At 68.6% G+C, this 12,364-nt stretch carries 8 protein-coding genes; 4 read left to right on the top strand and 4 right to left on the bottom strand.

The genetic code is table 11. The features are described from left to right. Positions 1–250 precede the first annotated feature (250 nt). Entirely contained in the window at positions 251–4,330 is a 4,080-nt protein-coding gene (locus GA0115259_RS08205) for a discoidin domain-containing protein (RefSeq protein WP_093593046.1), read from the top strand. Positions 4,331–4,610: 280 nt separating this feature from the next. Further along, the gene (locus tag GA0115259_RS08200; RefSeq protein WP_093593043.1) at positions 4,611–6,317 is read left to right on the top strand and encodes a glycoside hydrolase family 99 protein; all 1,707 of its coding nucleotides are present in this window, start codon (positions 4,611–4,613) and stop codon (positions 6,315–6,317) included. 239 nt (positions 6,318–6,556) lie between these two features. On the opposite strand, the gene GA0115259_RS08195 is transcribed toward GA0115259_RS08200, so the two are convergent. Beyond that, the gene (locus tag GA0115259_RS08195) at positions 6,557–7,318 is read right to left on the bottom strand and encodes a PIG-L family deacetylase (RefSeq protein WP_093593040.1); all 762 of its coding nucleotides are present in this window, start codon (positions 7,316–7,318) and stop codon (positions 6,557–6,559) included. An 897-nt stretch (positions 7,319–8,215) separates the two neighbouring features. Further along, positions 8,216–8,551, bottom strand: a complete 336-nt coding sequence (locus tag GA0115259_RS08190) for a hypothetical protein (protein ID WP_256097945.1) — start codon at positions 8,549–8,551, stop codon at positions 8,216–8,218. 223 nt (positions 8,552–8,774) lie between these two features. Here GA0115259_RS08190 and GA0115259_RS08185 point away from each other — a divergent pair, with 223 nt between their 5' ends. After that, positions 8,775–9,659, top strand: a complete 885-nt coding sequence (locus GA0115259_RS08185; protein WP_237539847.1) for a haloacid dehalogenase type II — start codon at positions 8,775–8,777, stop codon at positions 9,657–9,659. A 219-nt stretch (positions 9,660–9,878) separates the two neighbouring features. Here GA0115259_RS08185 and GA0115259_RS40080 read toward each other — a convergent pair whose 3' ends face one another. Then, complete coding sequence (locus GA0115259_RS40080) at positions 9,879–10,052, bottom strand: hypothetical protein (RefSeq protein ID WP_161230321.1); 174 nt, start codon at positions 10,050–10,052, stop codon at positions 9,879–9,881. Positions 10,053–10,673: 621 nt separating this feature from the next. Further along, the gene (locus tag GA0115259_RS08175) at positions 10,674–11,234 is read right to left on the bottom strand and encodes a hypothetical protein (protein ID WP_093593034.1); all 561 of its coding nucleotides are present in this window, start codon (positions 11,232–11,234) and stop codon (positions 10,674–10,676) included. Positions 11,235–11,817: 583 nt separating this feature from the next. Between GA0115259_RS08175 and GA0115259_RS08170 the strand changes: the two genes are divergently transcribed. After that, positions 11,818–12,364, top strand: a 547-nt coding sequence (locus GA0115259_RS08170) for an LLM class flavin-dependent oxidoreductase (RefSeq protein ID WP_256097944.1), incomplete at its 3' end; no start/stop codon positions are given.

Raw genomic sequence — 12,364 nt, 5'->3', positions numbered from 1 at the left:
ACCGGACGCCGCAGGCCCCGCCCTCCGGGCGGACGGCGCTACTTTCGAAACACGCCCTAGCGTCGCCCGCCCCACGCACCGGTCACCGGTCATCCGGTGGCGGGACTCCCGTGCTGCGCTCCTCCCGCCAAAGTAAGTCCGTGCACATCCCTTGACAGACCACTTCATGCCGAACCACGATCTGACATCGTTGTCATTCGGTTGCTGGTTCACCTTTCTGTGGCAGCAAGCCTGATCGGAGCTTCTGTTGATGTCTGTCCCACCCGCACAACCGTCGCGTCGCACGGTTCTCAGCACAGGCTCCACCCTGCTGGCCGGATTCGGTCTCGGCATGGTGCTTCCGGCCACCGGCCACGCGGCGACCGGGGACACTCCCGCCACGGCTCGGGCCCAGTCCAAGGGCGAGCTTGCCGCCTACCGTCCCGTGTCGGTGTCCTCCACCGACTACGCGCCCACGCCCGGCCGGTTCGTGGTGGACAGGCTCGACTCCGTCGGTGTGCGCGGCTCGGGATGGCGCGCGGGCGACGGGGATCCGCAGTGGATCTCCGTCGACCTCCAGGCGCTCTGCGAGGTCGAGTCGCTGCGCCTTACCTTCGAGGCGACGGCGGACGATCCGCCCTACGTCGACGCTCCGGGCGGCAACCCGCGCGACAGGACCACCGGCCAGGAGATCCTGTCCAGTTGCGCCGTCGCCTTTGTGATCGAGGTCTCCCGGGACGGAAAGTCCTGGACGCAGGTCCACCGTACCGACTCCGGACAGGGCGGGATCGTGGAGATCGCGCTGCCGAAGCCGGTCACCGCCCGGTGGGTCCGTATGACGGTGCACAAGCGGTCCAACGACAATCCGCTCGGCCTCAACGGGTTCCAGGTGTACGGCGTCAGCCGCGGCGCGAGGCCGGAGGCCACCGGATGGACGGACTGGGGGACCCGCCGGCGTGAGGTCGAGCCGCTGAAGGTCGCCGGGGACGGGACCGTACCGCTGGAGTCCGACTGGGACCTCACCATGGACGACTGGGCGGGCGGTGAAGGAGCCGCGCTGTCCGGGACGGAGGTGGACACGAGCCGCTGGCTGCCCGCGACCGTACCGGGCACCGTACTGACCTCCCTCGTCGACCAGGGACACCTTCCCGATCCCGTCGCCGGGCTGAACAACCTCCAGGTGCCCGAGGCCCTCTCCCGCCACGCGTGGTGGTACCGGCGCCGCTTCCGGCTGCCGCGCGGCTTCGACGCGGGCCGCGGCCGGCGGCTCTGGCTGGAGTTCGACGGCATCAACCACGAGGCCGAGATCTGGCTCAACGGCACGAAGGTGGAGACCCAGTCGTTCCCCTTCGCCCGTGGCGCGTACGACGTGACCGAGCTGCTGGCCGGGGCCGACGAGCACGCGCTCGCGGTACGGATCAGCCCGATGCCGTTCCCGGGCAGCCCTGCCGACAAGGGACCCGAGGGCCTGGCATGGGTGGACGCCGGCGCCACGACGATGAACCGCAATTCGCCGACGTATCTGGCCTCCTCCGGCTGGGACTGGATGCCCGCCGTACGCGACCGCGCCGCCGGGATCTGGAACCATGTACGGCTGCGGTCCACCGGCGACGCGGTCCTCGGCGACCCGCGCGTGGACACCGTACTGCCGGATCTGCCCGACACCCGCACTGCGGAACTCACCATCGTGGTCCCGGTCCGCAACGCTGCCACGGGCAGCCGGCGCGTCACGGTGTCGGCGGCCTTCGGCCGCGTCAAGGTCTCGCAGTCGGTCATGGTGCCCGGCGGCGGCTCGGCCGATGTCACCTTCTCTCCCGCCACCCACCCGCAGCTCCGGCTGCGCGACCCGGAGCTGTGGTGGCCCAACGGCTACGGTGAGCCGAATCTCCACGAGCTCACGCTGGTCGCGTCGGCCGACGGGCGGGAGAGCGACCGGCGCGCCTCCCGTTTCGGCATACGGCAGTTCGGCTACGAGTACGACATCCCGCTGACGTTCCAGTCCGCGACCGACTCGTACGCGGAGACGGTGGACTTCGCTCCGCGGACGGCCCGCTACCTGCGGATCCTGTGCCGGACGCGCGCCACCGACTGGGGCTCGTCGATGTGGGGCCTCACGGTCGTGGACAGCTCCCGGGCCGACACGGATCTGGCTCTCGGCCGGGAGGCCACCGCGTCCTCGGTGGACGATCCGGGCAACGCGGCGGGCAATGTGACGGACGGGAATCCGCGGACGCGGTGGTCCTCGGCGTTCGAGGACGACCACTGGGTAAAGGTGGACCTCGGCTCCGCAGTCCGGTTCGACCGGGTCGTCATCACCTGGGAGCGGGCCTACGCGAAGACGTATGTGATCGAGGTGTCGGCCGACGGCGACTCGTGGACCGAGGTGAAGGCGGTCGACAACTCCGCCGTGCCACTGCCGTTCACCGGGGGCAGCGCGAGTCTGCAGAGCACGGAGTTCGCCGCTCAGAAGGCCCGCCATCTGCGGGTGCTGTGCAGCAAGAGGGCGACGAGCTGGGGCTGTTCGATGTGGAGCCTGTCCGTGGTGGACAGCAGCCGCCCCGGTACGGATCTGGCGCTGCGCAAGGACGCGACCGCGTCCACCTCCGAGAGCGGGAGCGGACCGGGCAACGCGGTGGACGGGAACGGCGCGACGCGCTGGTCCTCGGCCTACCAGGACGGCGAGTGGATCCAGGTCGACCTGGGCGAGTCGGTCTCCTTCGACCGGGTCGCCATCGTCTGGGAGTCCGCGTACGCCAGGTCGTACACCATTCAGGTCTCCGACGACGGCGAGTCGTGGCGCGATGTGACATCCGTCGACAACACGACCGTACCGCTGAAGATCAGTGTCAACGGGGTGCGGGTGTTCTGCCGGGGCGGTAACTGGGGCTGGGACGAACTGCTGCGCCGTATGCCGGCCGAGCGGATGGACGCGGCCGTCCGGATGCACCGGGACATGAACTTCACCATGATCCGCAACTGGGTCGGGAGCAGCAACCGCGAGGAGTTCTACGCCAGTTGCGACGAGCACGGCATCCTGGTCTGGAACGACTTCCCGAACGCCTGGGCCATGGACCCGCCGGACCACGACGCGTTCAACAGCCTCGCCCGGGACACCGTGCGGCGTTACCGGATCCACCCGAGCATCGTGGTGTGGTGCGGTGCCAACGAGGGCAATCCGCCGGAGGCGATCGACACCGGGATGCGGGAGGCGGTCACGGCCGAGGCGCCCGGTCTGCTGTACCAGAACAACTCGGCCGGCGGCATCGTCTCCGGCGGCGGCCCGTACGGCTGGGTCGAGCCCGCGCGCTACTTCTCGTCCTCGACCTACGGCGGCGAGGTGTACGGCTTCCATACCGAGATCGGTATGCCCACGGTGTCCACGGCCGAGACGATGCGCAATCTCGTCGGCGACGGGCCCGAGTGGCCGATCGGCGGTGCGTGGCTCTACCACGACTGGAGCACCCGGGGGAATCAGGCGCCGCAGAACTACCAGGCGGCGATCGAGGAGCGGCTCGGCACCGCGAAGGGCCTTGAGGACTTCTGCCGCAAGGCGCAGTTCGTCAACTACGAGAACACCAGGGCCATGTTCGAGGCCTGGAACGCCCGGCTGTGGGAGGACGCCAGCGGTCTGCTGCTGTGGATGTCGCACCCGGCGTGGTACAGCACGGTGTGGCAGACCTATGACTACGACTTCGATGTCAATGGCACCTACTACGGTGCCCGGACCTCGTGCGAGACCCTCCATGTGCAGGCCGACCCGAACGGCTGGCATGTCATGGCGGTCAACCACACACCGCGGGAGATCTCCGGCGCGGTGGTCACCGCGCGCTGCTACAGCCTCGACGGCCGTCGGCTCGGCGGCGAGAAGCGCCAAAAGGTGGACCTCAAGGGCTCGGCGACCACTCGGCTGTTCACGGCCGCTCCGACGGAGGACCTGCCGGCCTTCCATCTGCTGCGGCTGAGCCTCACGGACGCGCGGGGACGTGTGCTGTCGGAGAACACCTACTGGCGCTACCGCGAGCCGAAGGACATGCAGGCCCTCAACACGGTCCGCAAGGCCAAGGTGTCCGTGGATCCGGGCCCGGTGACCAGGGCGGGGGAGCGCAGGGAGCTCACGGCGCGGGTGCACAACCGGGGTTCGTCGGTTGCGGCGATGGTCAGGCTCTCGCTGCGGGACGCGCGGACCGGCGAGCGGGTCCTGCCGACTCTGTACGGCGACAACTATCTGTGGCTGCTGCCCGACGAGTCCCGGACGATCACCGTGTCCTGGCCCGCCGAGGCGCTCCCGTCGGGCAGGCCCAGTCTGTCGCTGGACGGATACAACGTGCCCGCGGTCTCGGCGAACGCCTGAGGCAGGGCCATGGCGTAAACGGCTGTCCCTTCGCCGGCCCTGGGCTCCTGACCGAAGAGGAATTTCGCTTGGTCCTTCGGATCTGACGTCGATCAGTCAATAATTTTCAGTTCTTTGTCTTGCCCATGGACAGGCAGGTCTCTACGTTGTGTGGGGTGGCAGCGTGCGCCGGGACGCGCACACTGCCACCCCACACAGGCACTCGCACCCCACCACGTTCTTCGAGAGCAGCGATCTTCCGCGCACGCCCATACGCAGAGCCGATTGCGAGGAACCCCCCATGGCCGTTTCCCGACGGACCGTCATCGCGTCCGCACTGGCCGGCGCCGGAGCGGCGGCGGGCCTGGGCGCCCAGGCCCAGAGCGCGCAGGCACTGGAGGCCCGGGCCCAGGGCGCTCAGGCAGCCTCTCCGCCCGGAGACGTCGTCGGCAAGATCACCGTCGGCTACCAGGGCTGGTTCGCCTGCTCCGGTGACGGTGCGCCGATAAACGGCTGGTGGCACTGGTCGCAGAACTGGGGCCAGTCACCGTCCCCGAGCAACACCGCCATCGTGAGCTGGCCCGACGTACGCGACTACACCCGCACCTACCGGACCGCCTATCCGGCGCTCGGCAGCGGGCAGCCGGCCGCGCTGTTCTCCTCGTACGACCAGCAGACCGTCGACACGCACTTCTCGTGGATGCAGCAGTACGGCATGGACACCGCCGCTCTCCAGCGCTTCAACCCCAACGGCGGCGAGGGCGCGACGCGGGACGCCATGGCGGGGAAGGTGCGGAGCGCCGCCGAGAAGTACGGGCGGAAGTTCTACATCATGTACGACGCCACCGGCTGGACGAATATGCAGCCGGAGATGAAGGCGGACTGGCTGGAGAAGATGAGGGCGCACACCGAATCTCCGGCCTACGCCCGGCAGAACGGCAAACCGGTGGTCGGCATCTGGGGCTTCGGTTTCAACGAGCCGAACAAGACATGGTCGGCCGCGGTCTGTCTGGATGTCGTCAACTGGTTCAAGGCGCAGGGCTGTTATGTGATGGGCGGAGTGCCCACACACTGGCGCAGCGGCAACGAGGACTCACGGGCCGGATACCTCGATGTGTACCACGCCTTCGACATGCTCTCGCCGTGGATGGTCGGCCGGATCGGGAACATCGCGGGCGCCGACAACTTCTACGCCAATGTCAACACGCCCGACCAGGCACACTGCGACGCCTACGGGATCGACTACCAGCCCTGTGTGCTGCCCGGCGATCTCCAGTCGGGGCACCGCGCGCACGGCGACTTCATGTGGCGGCAGTTCTACAACATGTGCCGCATCGGTGTGGCGGGGATCTATATCTCGATGTTCGACGAGTTCAACGAAGGCAACCAGATCGCGAAGACCGCCGAGAACGCCTCCCAGATCCCGGCGGGTTCGGGCATCCGCGCGTTGGACGAGGACGGCACGGCGTGCTCCTCGGACTACTATCTGCGGCTCACCGGTGACGGCGGCCGGATGCTCAAGGGCCAGCTCGCACTGACCGCCGTCCGTCCCACACCAACAGGCGGCGGCACCAATCCGCCGCCCACCGGCGACCTCGCGCTGCGCAAACCGGCGAGCGCGAGCAGCCAGACGCAGAACTACGGCGCGGGCAACGCCGTCGACGGTGACAGCAACACCTACTGGGAGAGCGCCAACCACGCCTTCCCGCAGTGGATCCAGGTCGACCTCGGCTCCACCCAACCGGTGAAACGGATCGTCCTGTCCCTCCCCCCGAACCCCGCCTGGACCGCCCGCACCCAGACCCTCTCCGTCCTGGGCGCGACGGACAACACACCCTTGTCTTCTCTGACCTCCCAAGCCGCCCACACCTTCGACCCGGCAACCGGCAACACCGTCACACTCCCTGTCGCCTCCGGCCTGTCGGCCCGTTACATACGAGTGCAGTTCACGGCGAATACAGGCTGGCCGGCGGGCCAGCTCTCAGGACTGAGCGTCTACGCGGACTGAACAACGCGCTCCGAACCTCCAGGTCGCTGCGCGAACCGCCGGACCGCTGTGCCGGAGCGCCCTACGTGTCGGTGAGGCAGCCTTGGGCTGCCTCACCGGCAGCGCAGCGCGCCCCTGGGCCGCCCGCCTGACACCGGTCCTCCCAGCGGCTGCGACGGCGAGCAGAGCGGTCGCCGCGTCACGGTTGGCGCGTCACGGTCGGCGCGTCACGGTCGGCTGGGCCGCCTGAACCAGCCGCTTCAGGCCGTGAGCTCCGTTTGCGCTGTCACTGTGGAGACGAGGTTGTGGAGGATGTACCACTCGGTGGACAGCAGCCTTTCCTGGACGGCTGGCGGAAGGGCGGCAATCCGGCCCGGCAGGGCTCCTCTCTCCACCTCGGAGCGGTGAGCCAGCACAGCGCCGAGCTTCTGCTCAAGCCATGGCCCCACATCGACAGTTGCGGTGATCCACTCGTCCGGGACGCTGTACATCGCCCGGCCTTTCCTGACCAGGTGTTCTCCGAGCACCCGCGCGGCAGAGTGCGGGTGTGTGGCCAGGTAGAGGGCGCTCGGCTGCCAGGGAGCCCCGGCAGCCGGGTAGAGCTGGTCCAGTCCGGCCGCCTGGACGGCGAGCACGGTCACCCGATGAGTGTGCGCATGGTCAGGATGGCCGGTCAGCCCGCCATAGGCGTCATGAGTGACGACGACGTCCGGGCGGAACTCTCGGATATGCGTGACCAACCGCCGTACCGACTCGTCGAGCGGCGCGTCGCAGAACCGTACTCGGCCCGGGGCCGACAGCGGTGCGCGAGCATCGGCATAGCCGAGCATCCGTGGCTCGCCGGCGCCGAGGATGTGGAGCGCATCGGCCAACTCCTCGCCGCGGTGACTGTCCTCGGCCCAAGTCGCCGTGACGACGGCGGTTCGAGCGCCTGAGGCCGCATGGCGGGCGAGGACACCTCCCGCCGACAGGGACTCGTCGTCCGGGTGGGCGAAAACCGCGAGCAGGCTCGGTACAGGCATGGGCGATCACTTTCGGGTGCGGGAAATCCGGGTCATGGGTCCACGTGTGTTGTGCCGTCCAGGCTCAGCAAATCGTGGTTGGGGGATCAGGGTGAGCAGGTCCGGGGAATCCGCCGGGCAGGAGGTGGGGAACTCCAGGGCTCTGTCCGCAGTTCCGTGAATCCCCAGGTAAGGGGAGGGCCAGGGGAGGGAGTGGCAGATCGTTTCGGCGGCTGGGTGAGCGGGCGTTGGGGTCGCGTCGGGTCGTGGTCCGGCTCGCCGGCATCTGCTTCAGAACCTGTCCGCCGCGGTGGGGAGGATCTGTCACCAGCACGGTGACTGCCTGCGTGGACACGCCGGGCCGGAGAAGGAGCCGACCGTTCCGGAACCGGTCCCGATGGAACTGCCCGTGCCGGAACTGCCCCGCACTCAGATCATCCAGCGGACCCGTCACCGCTTCGGTGACATCCACGGCCTGGTGAAGAAGGGCTGGACGATCAGTGCCATCGCCCGGCGGCTGAACCTCGACCGCAAGACCGTGCGCCGTTTCCGCGACACCGACCTCGACGAACTGCCGGCTTCCGCCAGCGACCGCCGCCCCGGTCCGGGCCGACGTCCCCGGCCCACGCGACATCACCTCGTGGATCACGCGGCCCTGCGAGACCCTTACCAACAGCCAGGACAGGAGGCTGCCGGAGGTCCGGCTCGGCTGCCCGGACATCACCAGAGCCTGCGACCTCGCCCGCGCGTTCGCCGATCTGGTCCGTCACCGGCGTGGATACCTGCTGCTGGCCGCCGGAGTGGATCCGCCAAGCCGAACAGGACGCCCCGAAACCGATGCGGGGCTTCGCGGGCTCCCTCCGCCAGGAGCTCGACGCCGTCTCACCCAGCCATGAGGGACTGCGACTCACGCTCGTCTTACGGGACGGGCCCTATGGCAAATGCCGCCATCAGGGTGTCTGCCCTCAACAGCAGCTCAGGATCGGAAGTCCCCGTCACACGGACAGAAACCTCATCACCACCCACGGCCTTGGCGAGGTGCACATCGACGTGATGGTTCAAACCGACGAATGGATAGCTGTACCAGCGATCCAGGTGCTCATCATCGGTGGCCTCAAGGCCGAGTTCCACCGCCTGCCAGTCAGTACCGTCGAAGTCGTAGCCGACGTAATGCGCCAAAAGGAACAAAAAGGGCTGGACGTTCTCGTTCCAGATCCAGCCCCCTACCGCACGTTCCCCGTCGCTCACCGCCACCCGGCCAGAGTGCCACATGCGGCACGCTCACTCCGCGCCCTATGTCCGTTCACGGAACTGCGGACAGGACCAATTTCAGCGAGCCCCATCACGGCGGCTCCCGTGCTCGCGTTCTCCCGTCCGAAGCTGTGGTTCGCCTCCCGCCCGCGCGAGCGCCTTCGGGTCGTCTGTCCCGGCCGCCGCCCGTGAGCCGTACGGGCCATCACGTGCCGCCGTTCGATGGATGCGGCGGTCGGAGCTGATGCGGCTGTCGCGCGGCTGGGACACCTTCCTTGCGGGGGTGGCGGGGGATACGCCCCTGCCCGAAGAGGAACCCGGTGCTGTGCCTGAGGAGAGGCCCGGTGTTGTGCGGATTCGGATCCGCTTGCCCGTTGTTCACCTGTGTGGTTGCAGCGAAAGGCCCGTTATGCCGAAGCGACCGGTCGTAGTTTTCGACGTCAACGAGACGCTGCTCAACCTGGATGCGCTCCGCCCCACCTTTGACAGGATTTTCGACGACCCCGCCGCCATGCGCCTGTGGTTCGCCAACCTGATCACCTACTCAGAGGCGCTGACGCTCAGCGGGGTGTACGTTCCGTTCACCGACATCGGCGGCGCCGTGCTCCGGATGCTGGCCGCCACACGCGGGATCACGATCAGCGATGCCGACGGTGCCGAGCTCACAGACCGGTTCGCCGCCATGCCGCCCCATCCCGAAGTCCCGGCGGCCCTGCGCCGGCTCCGCGATCACGGCTTCCGGCTGTTCACGCTCACCGACAACACGCTGGAGATCTCCGGGCGGCAGCTGGAGCGGGCGGGTGTGATCGACCTCTTCGAGCGCCGCTTCAGTGTCGACGAGACCGTGCGACGCCACAAGCCGGCTCCGGAGGCCTACCAGTCAGTGGCCGCCGCACTTGAGGTCGAGCCTGGTGACATCTGCCTGATCGCGTGCCACGTCTGGGACACGATCGGCGCTGTGGCGGCCGGCTGGCAGGCCGCGCTCATCCTTCGCGAGGGCAACGCGCCGCTCGATGTCGGCCCGCAGCCGCACTACATCGGGCAGGACCTCGACGCGATCGCCGACCAACTCATCGAACGGCATGGCGCTCCCGGCCCGGACCGGGTGTGACAACGCCAACGCGATGAGCTGAGTTGCTGACGGGTGACGAGGAAGCCGGGCCGGTTCGAGTAAGGCTTCGTGGGTGTCGGCCCGCTACTCGCTGTTCCCGGCGGATGGGCAGGCGTCTGAAGCCGTGGAGCCGGGCGAAGGTCCGTCTCGTACGTCTACGCCTGTGTCTGCACCGGCCCGCCAGTGCGTGCGTATCGCTTCGTGGTGCGACAGAAGCGCTCATTCGGCGGCAATTTCTGCCCGTATGAAATCGATCGGCATCATGAAGACCGGAAGCCAGGGGTGGTCGGCGGTACCTGCTTCGGCCTTCTCCTCGGCGGCCGACTGACCGCTGCGGTTGCCGCAGGCGCGGCAGGTCTTGGGGCGAGTCGCACCAACGGCCACCTCACCCACCGAGACGGAGCGTCAACCCAGTTCGGCCGGGGACCGCGTCCACAGTCGCAGTCCAGGACGACGATCAAGTACGGCCAGCCGAGCATCATCTGATGCTTGGCCTCGCCGCGGCCGTAGGCCCGAGCAGGTGGTGTACGGGTCCGGAACCGTGCCGGCGTCCGGCCGCAGCCACCGCGAGAAGTCCACGGCCAGGACCAGCCGACCGTCCGCCGCCTATGGCACCGACAGCCCGGCCACGACGCGGCGCAGCCGGGCGGCATCGATCCGGCCCTGGTTCAGCCCACCATGGAGAGCTCCGTAACCGCGATGGTGTTCCGGCGCGGGCCAGGTCGACCAGCGACCGCACCGGCCCGTCAGTGCCCAGTCCGGCCGGCCCGCGGAACCCGCGCGTCGCTACGGGCGGTCGGGCAGCCGTAGAACTCAGTCCGGAACCGGGGTAGTACGGTCAGGGATTCAACGCGGACAGCGTCGTCCAGCACGCCCAACCTCGCGGGCCTTGGTGTCGATCAGGAGTGGTTCGCAGTGCGCCTGATCGCCGTCAGGGCGGCTCGGCTGTCGGGGGAACGTCAGGACTTCATCATGGCCAGGCCAGGCCATGACAGCGGTGAACAGTGCGCCGTCTCAGAGGCGGGCCATGTGCAACTCGCCGATGACCTCCAGACCGACTTGCGCTGCCAGCCAGGCAGCCCGGTGGGCTTCAATCTGTTTCACATGGACGTACACCGTGTGGTCCGTCGCGGGCTCCTCAAGGTAGAGGTCGCGGGCATTCACGCACACCGTCACGTAGGCACCTCTGGTGCCCCCGGGGCCGAGGCCGATCTCGGGCGCCGCAGGCCAACCGTCGAAATCCCAGCGCACCATGGCCGGAACGTCCCCTGCCGCGGCCAGGAAGCAATCCACTGCTTCCGGGTCCATGCACCACCTGCTCAGGAAGATCGGGAGCCACTCTGATGGAGAGTCACCGTTGTGTGAAGAGCCGTGTCGGTCGGTCCCGTAGGACCACCAGTCGGCGTCCGGCATCGCCCCGATCAACCGTTCCAGCTCATCGGTCCTTGAGACACGTGCTTCGAAGTCGACTTCGAGTTGCTCGGCATCAGCGAGATCGATCAGTTGCCGAGCGACTCGCAGTGCCTCCGCAAGGTCCGTCGTTCTCAGCACCGCTTGGGCGTACGAGTTGCTCATGACGAGCAGTCTGCCGAGTCACCCCGCTGATGGCGATCGAATAGCGCAGCCCCCGACTCGGCGCTGACCCTGCCGTGGCATGGCGTGACAGCATGCTGAGGTTGGTTCTCTGCGCCGGGCCGCTCATGCTTCTCAATTGACGCCCTCACCCGCGCGAGGGGGCGTGCCGTCAGCTTCCTTGCCCACGTCATCGCAGGCCACGTAATTCCTCACCGTGGGGATCTCCTCCGCACCGACCGCCGGGTCCGGCCCGCCACCGCGGCCTCCGGTGCGCGGGGGACCGGTCGCCCGGCGTGGTCGAGCAGGTGGCGGGCGAGCAGTCGGGCGGGCATGGGACATGGCATGCCCGCGCTGATCGGCGGTGGTGTCGGCGATGCGCCGCGGCTCGCCCGTAACCACCCGCACGCCTTCGGACCAGCCGTCCTCGAAAGCCTGCTCCACGCTGTGCGGGCTGCTGCTCTCGGCCCCCCAGGCAGGTATGCTCTGCGCGCCGGGGACTGCGTCGATCCGCGGTCACCGGTGGGTCCACTAATCGGTGGTCGGTCCTGGTGCTGTGCCGCGGGATGCGGGGATGCGTTTCTAGGTGAACATCCCGAACTTCGGCGACTTCGCCGATCCCAGCACCGTGGCGAAGGTGGCCACGGCAGTGGAACAGGCAGGGTGGGACGGGCTGTTCGTTTGGGATCATGTGCTGCATCGCAGGCACGGGGGAAGGCCCTTCGGGGACCCCCGGATGCTGCTGACTGCCGCCGCGCTGGCGACCTCCCGAATCGGGCTGGGCACTTCGGTCACCCCGGTCGCCCGGCGGCGTCCGCAGCAACTCGCCCGTCAGGTGGCGACCCTGGACGCCGTGAGCGGCGGCCGGGTCACCTTCGCCGCGGGGCTGGGCGGGCCCGTCGAGGACGAGTACGCGAGTTTGGGTGACACCACGGACCCGAAGGTGCTGGCCGAGCGGTTGGACGAAGGCCTGGACCTGCTGCGGCGTTACTGGTCGGGTGAGCCGGTGAACCACGATGGACGTCACTACCAGGTGCGGGACGTGACTTTGCTGCCCGCCACGGTGCAACGCCCCCGGCCGCCGGTCTGGGTCGCCGGTTTCTGGCCGAACCGCCCGCCGATGCGGCGGGGCG

This window comes from Streptomyces sp. MnatMP-M17, from assembly GCF_900091995.1.
Classification (GTDB): Bacteria; Actinomycetota; Actinomycetes; order Streptomycetales; family Streptomycetaceae; genus Streptomyces.
Note: the sequence above shows the minus strand (reverse complement) of the source record. Positions and strands in the feature narration are given on the sequence as shown.

What these genes read in the sequence shown, in the direction of transcription:
- GA0115259_RS08205 (WP_093593046.1), top strand. Translation starts at nt 251, where the DNA reads ATGTCTGTCCCACCCGCACAACCGTCGCGTCGCACGGTTCTCAGCACA.
- GA0115259_RS08200 (WP_093593043.1), top strand. Translation starts at nt 4,611, where the DNA reads ATGGCCGTTTCCCGACGGACCGTCATCGCGTCCGCACTGGCCGGCGCC.
- GA0115259_RS08195 (WP_093593040.1), bottom strand. Translation starts at nt 7,318, where the DNA reads ATGCCTGTACCGAGCCTGCTCGCGGTTTTCGCCCACCCGGACGACGAG.
- GA0115259_RS08185 (WP_237539847.1), top strand. Translation starts at nt 8,775, where the DNA reads ATGCGGCGGTCGGAGCTGATGCGGCTGTCGCGCGGCTGGGACACCTTC.
- GA0115259_RS08175 (WP_093593034.1), bottom strand. Translation starts at nt 11,234, where the DNA reads ATGAGCAACTCGTACGCCCAAGCGGTGCTGAGAACGACGGACCTTGCG.